The sequence below is a fragment of the Streptomyces sp. NPDC091376 genome (genome assembly GCF_044757085.1).
Lineage (GTDB): Bacteria > Actinomycetota > Actinomycetes > Streptomycetales > Streptomycetaceae > Streptomyces > Streptomyces pratisoli.
On the sequence record NZ_JBIVUF010000004.1, the window covers coordinates 136,564 to 152,033 of the forward strand.

Genomic DNA, 15,470 nt, shown 5'->3' on the forward strand with positions numbered 1-15,470 from the left:
GCCGGGGCGCCCTCAGCCGAGGTCGAACACGTTCCGCAGCCCCAGCCGGTAGCGCGTGCGGTCGTGTCGCTTGAGGTGGTCCAGCTCCGGCGCCCGGAACAGCGGCTCGATCGTGCAGCGCGGCGCCGGTGAACCGATGCGGTCCAGCAGGGCGTTGACCGCGGCACGCGCGGACGCGTTGGCGCCCTCCATCGTCGCCAGGTCGATGTCGACGGCGACGTAGTCACCGGAGAGGAAGAGGTTCGGGACCCTGGACGCCGCGGACGGCCGGTTGTGGAAGGTGCCCACCGGGTGGATGAGCAGTTCGTCCTCGTTCGTGGGGTGCGGGGTGCCGAGCCCGTCCACGCCCGGGTCCAGGAACCAGGAGTGCAGGGCGGTGTCCTTGAGGACCGGGCGCCCCGTGTCGTTGAGAGCGGCCTTGAGCTGCGCCCACACCTCGCGGGCCACCTGTTCGCGGGTGCACTGCTTGGCCGTCCTCCCGTAGAGGATTCCCGGCCTGTCCCACTCGGAGATGTCCACCGAAAGGCAGTCGACCGCGATCCCGTCGCCGTAGTCCCGCGGGAAGTCGCGGTGCGGCCAGTGCCCGGCCTGCTGAATCGCCGTCAGGGACCAGGGGGAGTCGATGCAGTTGAGGTGTCCGTGCAGCAGGGGCGCCTTCTCCGTCAGATAGAACTGGATGCCCGTCATCCAGTCCGTCTCCAGCCGGTCGCAGCGGCCGAGCTGGGGGTCGGCCGCCCGCAGTGCCGCACCCCAGGTGCGCCGGGCGTGCTCCACGGGAACGGCCGAGACGTAGTGGTCGGCGGTGACGGTCCGGCGGGCGCCGTCCGGGTCCTCCATGAGCGCCCCGGTGATGCGGCCGGAACCGTACACCAGCTCCCGCAGCGTCCAGCCGATTCTGAACTCCACGCCCAGCGAGCGCAGATGAGTCACCCACGGATCGATCCAGGCCTCGTTGGTGGGGGCGTTCAGGACGCGGTCGAGGGGACCGTCGGCGCCACGGCCCAGCGCGTTGAAGACGAACGCCTCCAGCAGGGTGGCGACCGTCCTGGTGCTGGCCTCCTCGGCCTTGGTCGCCACGATGTTGCGGGTCAGGCCGACGGCGAGGATGCGCTGGTAGTCGTACGACATCTCCTCGGCCCGGATGAAGTCCCACCAGGGGGTGCGTTCCCAGGCCTCGTCGCGCCGTTCGTCGCAGCTGGTGAGGAAGACCAGTCCGCGGTTCACGAAGTACGCGCTCTCGTGCAGCGGTATGCCGAGGGCCGTGTCGATGAACGCGGTCAGCGCCCGGCGGATCTCGTCGAGCGTGAGGCCGGGCGGCCGCTGGCCGGGCCAGGGGAGCGGGATGCGCAGATCCTCCGCCCCGGTGCGGGCGAAGGACATCTCCGGCAGGGCGACGAGGTTGTCCCAGACGCCGCGCGGGTTGCCGGGGAAGGGGATGCGCCGCATCGTGTCCGGCAGATTGTGATAGATGCCCGGGATGAAGCGGAAGCCGTGCTCGGCGGGCAGCGGCCTGCGGCCGCCCTTCCCGCTGCCGGGTACGTCCATGCTGCGGGCCTTGCCGCCGAGCGCTCTGCGTTCGTAGACGGTCACGCGTAAGCCGCGCTCGGCGAGTTCATGAGCGGCGGTGAGGCCGGCGACGCCGCCGCCCAGGACCGCGACCGAAGGCCCGGGTCCGGGGGCTTCGCGTGGCGCGGCCGACGCCCGTCCGCTCGCCGCCGTGGTGAGTGCCGCGGCGGAGCCGGCCGCCGCGGCTCCCGCGAGGACGGTGCGCCGTGTCGCTCCCTGCCGGTCCGTGTCCAGGTGATCCATGCCCAACCCCTACTCGACGGTAACTGCCAGGTCCGGCGCAGGAGCTTACGGACGGCTCCCCCGACCCGGAAGGCGTGCGCGGGCCCAGTCACCCAGCGCGACGCCGCGGGCGACACAATGGCCCCATGGCCCGACGTACCACCCGCCCCCCACAGCCCGCCGTCACCGACGGATCCCCCTGTCCCTGTGGACTCCCCGCCACCTACGGCGCCTGCTGCGGCAGGTTCCACACCGGACAGGCCACCGCCCCGACCGCGGAGCTGCTGATGCGGTCCCGCTACAGCGCCTTCGTGGTCCGCGACGAGACCTATCTCCTGCGCACCTGGCATCCGGACAACCGGCCGAGCTCCGTCGACTTCGACCCCGGAACGCGCTGGACCGGTCTGGAGATCGCCGCAACGACCGAGGGCAGCATGTTCCACTCCACCGGCACGGTCACCTTCGTCGCCCGCTACACCCGGGCGGGGGAGTCCGGACGGCTCCACGAGCGCAGCCATTTCGAGCGGCACGACGGTGCCTGGGTGTACGTGAGCGGCACGTTCATGGAGTGAGCGGGAGGCTGCGGGAACGGACCGGGCCGACGGGGCCGGGAACGGGCCGGTTCAGACGCTCGTCGTCGATCCCGGGCGCACGATCATCAGTACGGTGACCGTCGCCCACAGCAGGTTGAAGATCCCCGTGTACATCGCGAGCCGCTTGGTGTCCGCGATCCCGGCGGGGCCTTCCAGGACCGCGCTCTGGCGAGGCAGCACCAGCGCGGCGAGGACGGCGGCCGCGACGGCGGTGAGGACCATCGAGACGATCAGCCAGGTGTCGCCGAGGACATGGAGGCTGTTGGCGGTCGCGATGCCGAAGACGGGGACGGTGACGCCGACGAGCGCGTACACCCGGCAGACGCGGTGGAGGTTGCGGAGCACGGCGCGCGCCCGTTCGTCGGCCGGGTCGGCGAGCACATGGCGGGCAGCCGCGGGGAACATGCTGGCCGCCACGGTCACCGGACCGACGGCGATGATCGCGGCCAGGACATGGACGATGAGGAGGATCTTGGTCACGGGCCGACGCTAACGGTGCCCGCCGGCCAGGGACAGTGGCGGTAATGCCACGTTCCCACGGATTCTCGCCAGGGCCTCGACAGCGGCTCCGCGCCCTGGCCCGGCAGCTCACCGGCGTTGGCCGAAAGGAGCCGACGGCGTACGTTATGGCCATGCACACGGTGGCCGTACTCGCCCTCGACGGAGTCATCCCCTTCGATCTGTCGACACCCGTCGACGCCTTCGGCCGCGCCCGGCTGCCCGACGGGCGGGCCGCCTACCGGGTCAAGGTCTGCGCCCCGGCCGCCGAGATCGACGCGGGCTACTTCACCCTGCGGGCGCCCTGGGGCCTCGAAGTGCTCGCCGACGCGGACACGATCATCCTGCCCGGCTGCGCCGACCCCGCGGCGGCAGTGTCCCCCGAGGTGATCGACATCCTGCGGCGGGCGGCCGCGGACGGCACCAGGATCGCCTCCGTCTGCGTGGGCTCCTTCGTCCTCGCCGCGACCGGGCTGCTCGACGGGCTCCGGGCCACCACGCACTGGCTCGGCACCGAGGACCTCGCCCGTATGTACCCGCGGATCGACGTGGATCCGGACGTGCTCTACGTCGACAACGGTCAGTTCCTCACCTCGGCGGGTTCGGCCGCCGGACTCGACCTGTGTCTGCACATGATCCGCCGCGACTACGGTTCGGCCGTCGCCGCCGACGCGGCCCGGCTCTCGGTGATGCCGCTCGAACGCGAGGGCGGCCAGGCGCAGTTCATCGTCCACGACCATCCGCCCGCGCCGGCCGGTGCGACCCTGGAGCCCCTGCTGCGCTGGATGGAGGAGAACGCCCGGCGGGAGCTGACCCTGGCCGACATCGCGGGCCGGGCCGGCATGAGCCCCCGTACGGTGAACCGCCGCTTCCGCGAGCAGACCGGTACGACCCCGCTGCAGTGGCTCCATCGCGCCCGGATCCGCCAGGCGCAGCATCTGCTGGAGACCACGGCACATCCGGTCGACAGGATCGCCGCGCAGGTCGGCTTCGGTTCGCCGACGGCCTTCCGCGACCGCTTCAAGCGCCAGGTGGGCACCAGCCCGCACGCCTACCGACGGGCTTTCCGCGGCACCCGGCCGTAGGAGGCCTCCGGCCGTGGCGGTCTGCCGTGGTGGTCTCCGGCCGTGGCGGTCTCCTGTCGAGGATCACCGGGCCGGGGCCGACTCCGCCCTTCGTGCCTAGCGCCGTGCGCCCGGCCGTACCACCAGTCCCGGGTTGTACGCGGCCAGCACCTTGTTCGCCCTGGCCAGCGTCGCGAGGGCGTGCTCGCGGTCCGCCTGGTCCTCGCTGCAGAAGGGCGCCCGGAACCGCAGTGCGTCGCGCGCCGCGCACTCGGCGTCGATCTCCGCCTGCAGGACGCCGAGCGGCATGCAGGACCCGATCAGGGCGGCGACGCCGTCGGGAATCGGGACGGGGACGAGGTTCGACGCGGTCACGGTGAGTCCTTTGCTGATGTTGCTCCGGGGACGCCGGGCATGGGTGGTGTTCTCCTCTATACGTACCTGATGCGCTTCACGGTTCGTCGCCCGGGACGTCTCTATGGGGAAACCGTTAGGTCGCGGCCGTTGATTTCTCCTTACGCGGGAGTAAGTTGGCCTGCCTGTAACCCCCGGTAAGTCCGCTGTCGCACCGTGAAGGGGAGCCGGCCATGGGCGTACGCAAGGATCTCGGGCGGGCCAGGCGCCGCGCCGACCTGGCCGGGCGGGCCGCCGTCGAACTGATCAGGGAGGGCGGCGCCGTGCGCGAGGTGCGCGCCGCGCCGCTCGTCGCGCCCGCCGCCGCCGGGTCCGTCGCCGACATCCCCTTCGTGAACGCCGTGGAAGCACCCGACGCGGTGGTCCTCAGGCGCCGGGACGCCACCGGATGGCGGTCCGTCACCGCGGCCGCGTTCCACCGGGAGGTGACCGCCGTCGCCAAGGGGCTCGTCGCCGCAGGCCTGGAGCCCGGCGGGCGGGTCGCGGTGATGTCCCGCACACGCTACGAATGGACCGTCCTCGACTTCGCGGTGTGGGCGGCGGGCGGACAGTCCGTGCCCGTCTACGCCACCTCGTCGGCCGAACAGATCGCCTGGATCCTGCACGACTCCGGAGCCCGGTTCGTCGTCGTGGAGAGCGACGAGAACGCCTCGACCGTGACGGAGGCCGCACGGTCCCTGCCCGAGCCGCCCCGCAGCTGGGTGATCGACGGCGGCGCGCTGGACGAACTGGACGGGCTCGGCCGTGGCATATCCGAGGAGGAGATCACCGAACGGCGGGCCGCACTCACCCCCGACACCATCGCCACCCTCTGCTACACCTCGGGGACCACCGGCCGCCCCAAGGGCTGTGTGCTCACCCACGGCAATCTGCACGCCGAGGCCGCCAACACCGTGGAACTGCTCCACCCCGTGTTCAAGGAGGTCACCGGCCAGACCGCGTCGACCCTCCTCTTCCTCCCGCTCGCGCACATCCTCGGGCGGACGATCCAGCTCGCCTGCCTGCTGGCGCGTATCGAGCTCGGCCACTGCCCGAGCATCAAGCCCGACGAACTCCGCCCCGAACTCAGGTTGTTCAGGCCGACCTTCGTCGTCGGTGTGCCGTATCTCTTCGAGAAGATCCATGACACGGGACGGGCCACCGCGGAGAAGATCGGACGCGGCGCGTCCTTCGAGCGGGCAGACCGGATCGCCGTGCGGTTCGCCGAGGCCTGCCTCGCGAAGTTGCTCGGCCGGGCGAAGGGCCCGGGGCCGGGCCTGTACCTCGCCTGGGCGCTGTACGACCTGCTCGTCTACCGGCGCATCCGCAAGGAACTCGGCGGCAGGCTGCGCTACGCCATCAGCGGAGGCTCCCCGCTGGATCGCCGGCTCAACCTCTTCTTCTACGCCGCCGGGATCATCGTCTACGAGGGCTACGGCCTCACCGAGACCACCGCGGCCGCCACGATCACCCCGCCGCTCAGCCCCCGGCCCGGCACCGTCGGCCTCCCGGTGCCCGGCACGGCCGTCCGGATCGCCGACGACGGCGAGGTCCTCGTGAGGGGCGGCATCGTCTTCGGCTCGTACTGGAACAACCCGGCGGCCACCGCGGAGGTGCTGCACGACGACTGGTTCGCCACCGGTGACCTCGGCAGCCTCGACGAAGAGGGCCATCTCACCATCACCGGCCGGAAGAAGGACATCCTCGTCACCTCCGGCGGCAAGAACGTCTCACCCGCGGTCCTGGAGGACCGCCTGCGCAGCCGCCCGCCCGTCGGCCAGTGCGTCGTCGTCGGCGACAACCGGCCGTTCGTCGCCGCGCTCGTGACACTCGACCCGGAGGCGCTCCCGCACTGGCTCGCGGTCCGGGGACGCCCCGCCGGCACACCGCTCACCGAGCTGTGCGAGGACCCGGAGATGACAGCCGCCATCCAGCGGGCGGTCGACCACGCCAACCGGGCCGTCTCCCGGGCCGAGTCCATCCGCGCGTTCCGCATCGTCCCGGACGGCTTCACCGAGGAGAACGGCATGCTCACCCCGTCCCTGAAGGTCAGACGCCATGCGGTGGCGGCCGCGTACGCCGCTGAGATCGACGCGCTGTACGGCTGACCGAGTGCGGAGAGGCGGGAGCGGGGCGGCACGGAACCGGAGCCGGAGTCGGAGTCGGCTGTCAGTTCGTCGCGGTCTCACGGGACCCGGGCCGTCCCGGCGCCTCGCGCCGGACCCGGGCCGCGCGTGCGCGCAGATGCCCGGCGCGCAGCACGATCTCGGTGGCGAAACGGCTTTCCGGGTCGGTGAGCCGGCCACCGAAGATGGACTCCAGACTGCGCAGCCGGTAGCGCACGGTCTGCGGGTGGACGTCGAGCAGTTCGCCCATCTGCGCGGCCGTGCCGCGGGTGTCCAGCCAGATGCGCAGGGTCTCGATGAGGCGGTCGCGGCGGGTGGGGGTGAGCGTGGAGACGGGGGCCAACTCCCGTTCCGTGAGCTGGTCGAGGAGCGCCGGGTCGGACAGCAGCCACAGCGTGACCAGGTGGTCGTCGCACAGGACCAGCGGGCCGTCCTCGACGATGTCGGCGTCGACGAGGTCGAGGAGCCTGCGCGCCCAGCGCAGGGAGTCGGCCGCGGTGGCGAGCGGGACGGTGAGCCCCGCGGCCGCGTGGGTGCCGGTGAGAGCGGCCTGGAGCATCCGTCTTCGGGCCTCGTCGAGCGGCCCCGGGAACAGCAGATGCGGCTGCGGTTCGCCGAGGTCGGCGAGGACATCGTTGTCCAGTTCGGCCAGGTCCGGCGTGGCGGGGGCCCGTAGCGCCACCATGGTCACCCGCTCCGGCAGGGACCAGCCGGTCTGCTCGGCGAGCTCGGCGACCGCGGTACGGGGCACGGGGGGACCGGCCAGCGCGAGATGGAGCAGTCGCCGGCGCAGCGTCTCCGTCTGCTCGACGCTCTGCGCCCGCACCTCCAATGAGCCAAGCGGCTCACCCGCGTCCCAAGGCTGAGTGGTTCTCGGCATGCGTGTGTTTCTCCCCTCGCGCTCCGGGCGTCCGGTGGGGGTGGTGAAGTGAGGGACGGAAAGCGCTCCCACTGCCCGACAGCTGTGACCACGGTGTGGAGCTTCGTGGATGCCGAACATAGACCAGTGCGGTGGCGGGCGCACCGGTCGGGACACGGGAAACTGCGGGCCGCGGCGCCGGAGCGCTCACTTCCGGACAAGATCTCCAAGCGATCCGCTGGGCGGACGACTTCAAAGTACGGCCTGGTAAGGGGTTTCGCTGCAACTGTACGAGGACCCCTCGGCACGGAACACCGCGCTCACCGACCTCGCCCGCACCAGCGAGCTCAAGGGCCAGGTCGCCAGGGCGGTCAACACCGTCTTCTCCTACAACTACGCCGCGACCGGCACCGCCGACGCGGCCGTGAAGGCTCATCTCACCGGCCCGGCCGTCGCCCAGCACCACGACATGCTCGCGACGGTTCGCGCACAGGCGGCCGCCAAGAAGCTCGTGCTGACCACGACCGTCACGGAGAGCGGGGTGGAACTGATCGAGGACGACCGGGCACGTGTCCTGATCTTTGCCGATCAGAGCAACGCAAGTACCGCGTCGTTGGGCGGAACGACATACGCCGCCGCGATGTTCGCCGTGGACCTGACACGGAAGGGTGCGACGTGGCGGATCGCCGGTATCGAGACGTTTGGGGCGGGTACATGAGGCCGATCGGCGCACGGTTCGGCAGCCGCCGGATGCGGCGGGGTCTCGGCGGCACCGCCGCGGCCGTGGCCGCGATGGCGGCGCTGACCGCCTCGCAGGCCCCGGGCCTCATGGGCGAGGAGCCGGTGAAGGACGAGAAGCCGCCCACGGAGCCGACGACTTGGGCCGGACCACCGCCCGACGACGACTCCTACCACACCGAACTGCCTCCACTGCCCTCACCCGTGCCGCCCGGCGGCCCCACCGGCCCGTCGACCGGCGCCGGCCCCGGCCGGCAGGCGGTATGGGGCCAGTCGGGCATCCCGGCGTCCGTCCTCGCCGCCTACCGGGCGGCGGAACGCAGCGTCGCACGGACCGACCCCGGCTGCCGGCTGCCCTGGCAACTGCTCGCCGCGATCGGCAAGGTCGAGTCCGGCCAGGCGCGCGGCGGCCGTGTCGACGCCAACGGCACCACGCTCTCCCCGATCCTGGGTCCCGTCCTCGACGGCGCCGGTTTCGCGAGGATCACCGACACCGACAACGGCGCCTACGACGGCGACACGACCTACGACCGGGCCGTCGGCCCCATGCAGTTCATCCCCTCCACCTGGGCCAACTGGGGAGCGGACGGCAACGCCGACGGCAGGGCCGACCCCGACAACATCCATGACGCCGCCCTGGCCGCCGGTCACTACCTGTGCGCGGGGAACCGGAACCTGTCGGTGCGGGCGGATCTGGACCGGGCGGTGCTCAGCTACAACTACTCGCAGGAGTACCTGCGGACCGTGCTGGCCTGGCTGGAGTTCTACCGCAAGGGCGTGCACGAGGTTCCCGACGGCACCGGCGTGCTGCCCGCCGGCCCCGGAGCGGGCGGCAAGACCCCGGCGAAGCGTCCGGTCGGCGGGCGCGGCACCCCCGAACCCGGCTCGGGAGGCGACATCGTCATCGGTCCGCGGCCGTCGAGCCCCGCCGGCACGAACCCGCTGCCCGGCCGGCCGCCGGTCCCGCCCGCTCCCACGCCCGGCGTACCCCCGGTGCCGACCCCGACCCCGACGGCGTCCCCCACACCGTCCCCGTCCCCCGATCCGAGCCCCACTCCGTCCGATCCCGGCCCCACCCCGTCGGACCCCGCCCCCACCCCCTCGGACACGGCCTGTCCGAGCCCGAGTCCGACCCCGTCGCCCGACCCCTCGTCCGGCGGCGAGTCGCCGTCGCCCGTGCCGACACCGGCGGACCCCTGCCCGTCGCCCGCCGGCTGACCCGCCGCGCTCCGCCCGGATTCCGCCTCGGCCCGCCCGGATCTCACCCGGAAGGCCGCTGCGAGAGCACCTGCGACAGGTCGTAGCTCACCGGCTCCTCCAGCTGGGTGTACGTGCAGCTGTCGGGGGTGCGGTCGGGCCGCCACCGCCGGAACTGGGCGGTGTGCCGGAACCGGTCACCCTCCATGTGGTCGTAGGCGACCTCCACCACGCGCTCGGGCCGCAGCGCCACCCACGACAGGTCCTTCTTGCCGGACCAGCGGCTCGGCGCCCCCGGCAGCCGGGCCGACTCGTGCGCCTCCTCCTCGGCCCAGCGCGCCCAGGGATGCTCCGACACATCCGCGAGGCGCAGCGGCTCCAGCTCCGCCACCAGCTCCTCACGGCGCTTCATCGAGAACGCCGCACAGACGCCGACGTGCTGCAGGGCGCCCCCGGCGTCGAACAGGCCGAGCAGCAGCGAACCGACGACCGGCCCGCTCTTGTGGAAGCGGAAGCCGGCGACGACGACATCCGCGGTCCGCTCGTGCTTGATCTTGTACATCAGCCGGGCATCGGGCCGGTACGGAAGATCCAGCGGCTTGGCGATCACCCCGTCGAGCCCGGCACCCTCGTACCGCTCGAACCACTCCTGGGCGACGGCGGTGTCCGTCGTGGCCGGTGCCAGGTGCACCGGCTCGCGGGCCCCGCTCAGCGCCTCGGCCAGCACCGCGCGCCGCTCGGCCAGCGGCGTCTCGAGCAGAGCCTCGTCCCCGAGTGCCAGCAGGTCGAACGCGACGAAACTCGCCGGGGTCCGCTCGGCCAGCATCCGCACCCGTGAGTCCGCCGGATGGATGCGTTCGGTGAGCCGGTCGAAGTCCAGCCGCCCCTCATGCGCGATCACGATCTCGCCGTCGACGACACAGCGCTCCGGCAGATTGTCGCGGAGGGAGACCACCAGCTCGGGAAAGTAGCGGGTGAGCGGCTTGCCGGTGCGGCTGCCGATCACCACCTCGTCACCGTCCCGGTGGACGATGGCGCGAAAGCCGTCCCACTTGGCCTCGTACTGCATCCCGGGCGGGATCTTCGCCACGGACTTGGCGAGCATCGGTTTCACGGGCGGCATCACCGGCAGATCCATACGGCGATTGTCCGGTATGCGGGGAGTCCTGGCACGGCCTACGCTGACGGGCATGGCCGCAGCGGTGGAACTCGAAGTGGGCGAGCGGACCGTACGCGTGTCCAATCCCGACAAGGTGTACTTCCCCGAGCGCGGCTACACCAAGATGGACATGGTCCAGTACTACCTCGCCGTCGGCGACGGCATCACCCGCGCCCTGCGCGAGCGGCCCACCACGCTGGAGCGCTACCCCGACGGGGTGACCGGGGAGTCCTTCTTCCAGAAGCGCGCCCCGAAGTACCTCCCCGACTGGATTCCCACCGCCCACATCACCTTCCCCAGCGGCCGGTCCGCGGACGAGATGTGCCCGACGGAACCCGCCGCCGTGCTGTGGGCGGCCAATCTCGGAGCCGTCACCTTCCACCCGTGGCCGGTCCGCCGCGACGACACCGACCACCCCGACGAACTGCGCATCGACCTGGACCCGCAGCCCGGCACCGACTACGCCGACGCCGTCCGGGCCGCCCACGAACTGCGCGCGGTCCTCGACGAGGCCGGTCTGCGCGGCTGGCCGAAGACCTCCGGCGGACGCGGCATCCACGTCTTCGTCCCCATCGAGCCGCGCTGGACCTTCACCCAGGTCCGGCGCGCCGCGATCGCCTGCGGACGGCAGCTGGAGCGCCGGATGCCGGACCACGTCACCATCAAGTGGTGGAAGGAGGAGCGCGGCGAGCGGATCTTCGTCGACTACAACCAGACGGCCCGCGACCGCACGATCGCCTCCGCCTACTCCGTCCGGCCGCGCCCGCACGCACCGGTCTCCGCGCCGCTGCGCTGGGAAGAGATCGACGACGCCGTTCCGGAGGACTTCGACATCAAGTCGATGCCGGTCCGGTACGCCGACGCCGGTGACGTCCACGCCGACATGGACGAGCACCGGTTCAGCCTGGAGAGCCTGCTGGAGCTCGCCCGCCGCGACGAGGCGGAGCACGGGCTCGGCGACCTTCCGTACCCGCCGGAGTACCCGAAGATGCCGGGCGAGCCGAAGCGGGTCCAGCCGAGCCGGGCGAAGAAGCCCAAGGACGAGTCCGCCTGACCACTGTTCAGGGCCGCATCGTCCAGGCCCCGTCCAGCGCCGCCCTTCAGGAACGCCTTCGTCCTCAGGACCGCCCCGGGCCGCGTACATCCGCGAGATGATCGGCCAGCGTACGACGAGGAACCCACCCCTGAGCCAGCGCCCGGGTCACATCGAGGACGACCGTGTGCGCCAGCTGGTCCACCGCGTAGCGGCTCAGGACGGGCTCGCCCCGCCCGAGCCGGGCGACGGCCTCGGCCATGCGCGCCGCGGCGCGTGCGGCCGCCGGCGGCAGATGCCGGATCCGGGCGGTGACACCGTGGGCGCGCAGGACCTCCTCCACGGCGGTGTCACGCGAATAGGGCTCGGGGTCGGCGATGTTGTACGCGCCCGGGGGCCAGTTCGCCGCTGCCAGACAGGCATCGGCGAGGTTCTCCACGGCGGTCAGGCTGAGCCGCACATCCGGTCCCGGCAGCAGGAGCGTGCCTGCCCGGACCCGGGACAGCAGCCGGGGGAGCAACTGGGTGTCGCCGGGACCGTAGACGGCACGCGGGCGGAGCACCACGGCACCGGCGTCCAGGGCGAGTGCCTCCCCCGCCGCCTTGCTGCGCCCGTAGGCGTTGAGGTGCCCGGCGCGCGGATGGTCCTCGCCGACCAGGTCCCGCCCCGGGCGCGGATCGTAGACGCTGGCGCTGCTCACCCAGACCACGGGACGGGAGCCCGCCGCCCGGAGCAGCCGCGCGGTGCCCTCGACGTTGACCGCGTGCATCAGGGCCTCGGCCCGGGAACCGGGGGAGGGGTCGCCGACGGCGGCCGCGCAGTGCACGACGACGTCGGTGCCCGACAGATCCGGGACCTCCCGGGCGGCGTCCCAGTAGCGCGACACGCCGCGCGGCCCCGGCCTGCGGCCCACACACACGACCTGTGCCCCGAGGGCCGCGGCGGTCCGGGCGACCTGCCCGCCGCAGAAGCCCGAGGCGCCGGTGACGGCGATCCGCGGCGGTGCGGTCATCGGGAGGCCTCCGAGAGGGAGTGGGCCGGGCCGCGGCGTACGGTGAGGGTCCGCCAGCCGGGAAGGGCGGCCCCGCGGTCGACGACGGCCCGTACGACGACGGGCCGGTACGGCGCCACTGCCTCCAGCACGTCGGCCAGCAGGGTCCGCGCGAGCCGGGCGCCCGGACAGGTGTGCGGCCCGGCGCCGAAGACGAGACGAGCCAGTTCGGGCGCGGCAGGACGCAGGGCGTCGGGGGCGCCGTGATGGGCGTCGACCGCATGGCGGGCGATGAGCATCAGCCGGTCACCCGCCCGAACGGGGCAGCCGCCGGCCGTGCCGTCCGCCGCGGCGACCCGGGGCAGCAGCGGCGAAGCGACCGTGACGCGCAGCAACTCGTCGGTCAGCGGACCGCGCAGCACGTCGTCCGCGGCCTGTTCCCACAGTCCTGCGTCCGCGCACCAGGCGACGGCCCGCGGCACCGCCGCCACCGTCGTGTTCACGGCGGCGACCGCCACCATCGCCGGGAGAGCGTCGTCCCCGGTGCCGAGCAGTTCCCGCAGCCGGGCCGTGGACCGCGCCACCGCCGCCCGGGCTCCCCGGCGGCGCGGTCCCGGCAGCTCGCCGCGGACCGAGGCGGCGGCGACGTGCGCGGCGGCCTCGGCCACGGCGGCGGGGGAGGCGGACGCAGCGGTGCCGAGCAGGGCGCGGACGACCGTGCCCGACAGCTCCCGGGTGAGCCCGACGAGGTCCACCTCGCCGCCCGCGGCCAGCGGTTCGAGCCGCCGGGCGAGCAACGGCCGCCACATCGTGCGCAGCTGCTCCACCCCGTCCGTGCCGAGGCTCCGGGCCAGGTCCCGCCGTCCCGCACGGTGCCCGGTTCCCTCCTGGTCGAACAGGACACCGCCGTCGCGGTGCCCCGTGGCATCCAGCGCCGAGCGGGCCGCACCTCCCGTGGTTCCGGGCGCCGTCCGGTCCAGTGGCAGACGGGTGAGCACCTCTCGGTACGCCCCGGCGTCGTTGACGAGCAGCGTCCGTCCGATCCTCAGCACGGGCCATCGCCGGGTGGCGGCGAGGAGGGCGAACAGGACGGGGTGGCTGCGCACATAGACCCGGCGGTCCCGGCGCCGGGCCCGTGCGACGGACCCGCTCACGCGTGCGACCCGAGCCGTGCGCCGGTCAGCCGTGCGTGCGCGAGCCGCGCCGTCGCGGCCCGGTCCGGCTTGCGGGAGCGGCCGGCCAGCGGCACGTCCGCGAACAGCAACGCGTCGGGCCGCGCCGACCCCATCCGGCGCAGCGGCCCGGCGAGCGCGGCACGCAGCCGGCCCTCCGTGGCGCCGGCCGCCTTCTGCACCACGGCGACGAGCCGTTCGTCGCCGTCGCCCGTAGGAACGCCCACGAGTACGGCGAGTTCCACGCCCCGCACCTGCAACAGCGGCTCGTACAGGCCGGGGTAGATGTTCTCGGCCCGGCGCAGCACCATGTCCTTGCAGCGGCCCTCCAGGACGACACGGCCTTGCGCGTCCAGGTGCGCCCGGTCGCCGGTGCGCACCCAGGGGTCGGGCTCCTCGCCGAGATAGCGGTGCCTGGCCGCGGGGCCGGTGAGCAGCAGTTCACCACCGGCGTCCCGCCTGGTCCCGACGCCCGGCAGCGGGGCGCCGACGAGATCGCCCTCGCCGTCGTACGCGGCCTTGGCGCGCGATTCGACCGCGGCGGCGGGGAAGAGTTCGGTGAGCGCGTACACGCCCCAGGCCTCGGCCGCCCCCGCGTCCCGTACGCGGCCCAGCAGTCCGGCGCTCGCGGGCGCCGACCCGGTCCACACCCGGCCCGTGAAGCGGGCGCCGACCCGCAGCGCGTCCCGCAGCTGAGGCGGCGTCAGATAGGTGTCGCGGGGCCGCAGCCGGTGCAGCTGCCGGGCCAGGGCCCGCGGCGTACGCGCCGGGAGCGCGACCGGGGCGCCCTGCGCGAGCGAAGGAACGAGCACGAAGAACGTCCCCCCGAGCACGGGTTCGTCCGGGCGTGCGCGGAACAGGGCCGAGACGCTGTCCATACCGGCGGACAGACTGGAGCGGCTGTGCACCACGGCCTTCGGGCTCGACGTGGTGCCGGACGTGAAGACGATGACGGCGTCGCCGTCGCCGTGGTCCATGGCCGGTACCCGGGCCCCGGCCGCCCCGAGCGCGGGCGCGCAGCCGGGGAGCCTGCGTCCGACGGTCACGACGGGACCGAGCGCGGCCAGGTCGGGCAGCGCCAGACGGACACGCCCGGCCAGGGGCCGGGCCCAGCCGGCCACGGCCTGTGCCGTGGCGTCCGCCAGCACGAGCGCGGGGCGCGCGAGGGCGAGCCGGGCGCGCAGCACGTCGGGGCCCGCGCCCGGATCCAGAACGGCGCCGCGCAGCCCGAGCCGCCACAGGGCGAGCATGACGGCCAGCGCGAGCGGCCCGGGGCGTACGGCGACGCCCACGGTGTCCCCCGGGCGGAGTCCGCGCGCGTACAGCGAGGAGGCGTACACGTCGGCGAGCCCCGCGAGTTCGCCCCGGGTGGCCCTCACCCGCAGGCGCCCGGTGGCGGTGGCACCGAGCACGGCAGGGCGCTCCGGTGCGGAACGCAGCGCATGGTCGAGTCGGTCGAGCATCGGTGGCCCCTTCAGGTGGGAGGTGTACGACGGACGGGGCACCCGCGTCCCGGTCCGGTCCGGTCCGGTCGGGACCCGGCCGGGACGCGAGTGCCGGCCCCTGCCGACAGGCGCACGTACGGGCGGCCCTGCCGGGCCGGACCCGGCACTGCCGGGACACGGCCGAAGGCGTCCTCCGGCCGCCGTGTCGGCTTCGGCCGGTGGAGCCGGGGCCGCTCCGGCCGAGCCGGCTTCCGGCCCGCTCCGGGCCGAAAGGCGAGCCTCGGGTCGCCGTGTCGGCGGGCGCGTGTGTGAGTGGGGCGGGAGCGCGCCCGGGCCATGCCGGAGCCGGACGCGGGCGGCGGACCGGGCGGCCCGCGCGGCGGTGAGCGTGGGCGGGCCACGTCGGAGCCGGAC

The 15,470-nt window shown here is 73.5% G+C and carries 12 protein-coding genes and 2 pseudogenes; 6 read left to right on the forward strand and 8 right to left on the reverse strand.

Going from position 1 to position 15,470, the window contains the following annotated elements; genetic code table 11:
* Positions 1–12: 12 nt before the first annotated feature.
* Entirely contained in the window at positions 13–1,809 is a 1,797-nt protein-coding gene (locus tag ACIQMR_RS10680) for an FAD-dependent oxidoreductase (protein ID WP_401385049.1), read from the reverse strand.
* A gap of 125 nt (positions 1,810–1,934) precedes the next feature.
* Here ACIQMR_RS10680 and ACIQMR_RS10685 point away from each other — a divergent pair, with 125 nt between their 5' ends.
* Entirely contained in the window at positions 1,935–2,360 is a 426-nt protein-coding gene (locus ACIQMR_RS10685; protein WP_401385050.1) for a YchJ family protein, read from the forward strand.
* 51 nt (positions 2,361–2,411) lie between these two features.
* On the opposite strand, the gene ACIQMR_RS10690 is transcribed toward ACIQMR_RS10685, so the two are convergent.
* Positions 2,412–2,861, reverse strand: a complete 450-nt coding sequence (locus ACIQMR_RS10690) for a hypothetical protein (protein WP_401385051.1) — start codon at positions 2,859–2,861, stop codon at positions 2,412–2,414.
* A 152-nt stretch (positions 2,862–3,013) separates the two neighbouring features.
* On the opposite strand from ACIQMR_RS10690, the gene ACIQMR_RS10695 reads away from it, so the two are divergent.
* Entirely contained in the window at positions 3,014–3,964 is a 951-nt protein-coding gene (locus ACIQMR_RS10695; protein ID WP_401385052.1) for a GlxA family transcriptional regulator, read from the forward strand.
* Between the two features lie 96 nt (positions 3,965–4,060).
* Here ACIQMR_RS10695 and ACIQMR_RS10700 read toward each other — a convergent pair whose 3' ends face one another.
* Positions 4,061–4,318, reverse strand: coding sequence for a hypothetical protein (locus ACIQMR_RS10700; protein WP_266386118.1), 258 nt, complete (start codon positions 4,316–4,318; stop codon positions 4,061–4,063).
* A gap of 212 nt (positions 4,319–4,530) precedes the next feature.
* On the opposite strand from ACIQMR_RS10700, the gene ACIQMR_RS10705 reads away from it, so the two are divergent.
* Positions 4,531–6,444 carry an AMP-dependent synthetase/ligase gene (locus ACIQMR_RS10705; RefSeq protein ID WP_401385053.1) on the forward strand — a complete coding sequence of 638 codons (1,914 nt, stop codon included), beginning with the start codon at positions 4,531–4,533 and terminating at the stop codon, positions 6,442–6,444.
* Between the two features lie 61 nt (positions 6,445–6,505).
* Here the strand turns inward: ACIQMR_RS10705 and ACIQMR_RS10710 are convergent.
* A pseudogene (locus ACIQMR_RS10710) lies at positions 6,506–7,300 on the reverse strand (helix-turn-helix domain-containing protein); the annotation flags it as partial.
* A 307-nt stretch (positions 7,301–7,607) separates the two neighbouring features.
* On the opposite strand from ACIQMR_RS10710, the pseudogene ACIQMR_RS10715 reads away from it, so the two are divergent.
* Positions 7,608–8,039, forward strand: a pseudogene (locus ACIQMR_RS10715) (hypothetical protein); the annotation flags it as partial.
* Positions 8,036–9,277 carry a lytic transglycosylase domain-containing protein gene (locus ACIQMR_RS10720; protein WP_401385054.1) on the forward strand — a complete coding sequence of 414 codons (1,242 nt, stop codon included), beginning with the start codon at positions 8,036–8,038 and terminating at the stop codon, positions 9,275–9,277. The pseudogene ACIQMR_RS10715 and the gene ACIQMR_RS10720, both read left to right, overlap by 4 nt.
* A gap of 43 nt (positions 9,278–9,320) precedes the next feature.
* Here ACIQMR_RS10720 and ACIQMR_RS10725 read toward each other — a convergent pair whose 3' ends face one another.
* The gene (locus tag ACIQMR_RS10725) at positions 9,321–10,394 is read right to left on the reverse strand and encodes an ATP-dependent DNA ligase (RefSeq protein WP_401385055.1); all 1,074 of its coding nucleotides are present in this window, start codon (positions 10,392–10,394) and stop codon (positions 9,321–9,323) included.
* Between the two features lie 52 nt (positions 10,395–10,446).
* Here ACIQMR_RS10725 and ligD point away from each other — a divergent pair, with 52 nt between their 5' ends.
* Positions 10,447–11,469, forward strand: a complete 1,023-nt coding sequence (gene ligD, locus ACIQMR_RS10730) for a non-homologous end-joining DNA ligase (RefSeq protein WP_401385056.1) — start codon at positions 10,447–10,449, stop codon at positions 11,467–11,469.
* A gap of 64 nt (positions 11,470–11,533) precedes the next feature.
* Here ligD and ACIQMR_RS10735 read toward each other — a convergent pair whose 3' ends face one another.
* Genes ACIQMR_RS10735 through ACIQMR_RS10745 form a run of 3 tightly spaced genes read right to left on the reverse strand, consistent with a single transcriptional unit; the run spans position 11,534 to position 15,074 of the window.
* Positions 11,534–12,460: an NAD-dependent epimerase/dehydratase family protein gene (locus tag ACIQMR_RS10735; RefSeq protein ID WP_401385057.1), complete on the reverse strand. Its 927-nt coding sequence runs from the start codon at positions 12,458–12,460 to the stop codon at positions 11,534–11,536.
* The gene (locus tag ACIQMR_RS10740; RefSeq protein ID WP_401385058.1) at positions 12,457–13,593 is read right to left on the reverse strand and encodes a cytochrome P450; all 1,137 of its coding nucleotides are present in this window, start codon (positions 13,591–13,593) and stop codon (positions 12,457–12,459) included. The genes ACIQMR_RS10735 and ACIQMR_RS10740 overlap by 4 nt, the downstream gene beginning before the upstream one ends.
* Positions 13,590–15,074, reverse strand: coding sequence for a class I adenylate-forming enzyme family protein (locus ACIQMR_RS10745; RefSeq protein ID WP_401385059.1), 1,485 nt, complete (start codon positions 15,072–15,074; stop codon positions 13,590–13,592). Before ACIQMR_RS10745 ends, ACIQMR_RS10740 begins: the two co-directional genes overlap by 4 nt.
* Positions 15,075–15,470: the final 396 nt, after the last annotated feature.

What these genes read in the sequence shown, in the direction of transcription:
- ACIQMR_RS10680 (WP_401385049.1), bottom strand. Translation starts at nt 1,809, where the DNA reads ATGGATCACCTGGACACGGACCGGCAGGGAGCGACACGGCGCACCGTC.
- ACIQMR_RS10685 (WP_401385050.1), top strand. Translation starts at nt 1,935, where the DNA reads ATGGCCCGACGTACCACCCGCCCCCCACAGCCCGCCGTCACCGACGGA.
- ACIQMR_RS10695 (WP_401385052.1), top strand. Translation starts at nt 3,014, where the DNA reads ATGCACACGGTGGCCGTACTCGCCCTCGACGGAGTCATCCCCTTCGAT.
- ACIQMR_RS10705 (WP_401385053.1), top strand. Translation starts at nt 4,531, where the DNA reads ATGGGCGTACGCAAGGATCTCGGGCGGGCCAGGCGCCGCGCCGACCTG.
- ACIQMR_RS10720 (WP_401385054.1), top strand. Translation starts at nt 8,036, where the DNA reads ATGAGGCCGATCGGCGCACGGTTCGGCAGCCGCCGGATGCGGCGGGGT.
- ACIQMR_RS10725 (WP_401385055.1), bottom strand. Translation starts at nt 10,394, where the DNA reads ATGGATCTGCCGGTGATGCCGCCCGTGAAACCGATGCTCGCCAAGTCC.
- ligD (WP_401385056.1), top strand. Translation starts at nt 10,447, where the DNA reads ATGGCCGCAGCGGTGGAACTCGAAGTGGGCGAGCGGACCGTACGCGTG.
- ACIQMR_RS10735 (WP_401385057.1), bottom strand. Translation starts at nt 12,460, where the DNA reads ATGACCGCACCGCCGCGGATCGCCGTCACCGGCGCCTCGGGCTTCTGC.
- ACIQMR_RS10745 (WP_401385059.1), bottom strand. Translation starts at nt 15,074, where the DNA reads ATGCTCGACCGACTCGACCATGCGCTGCGTTCCGCACCGGAGCGCCCT.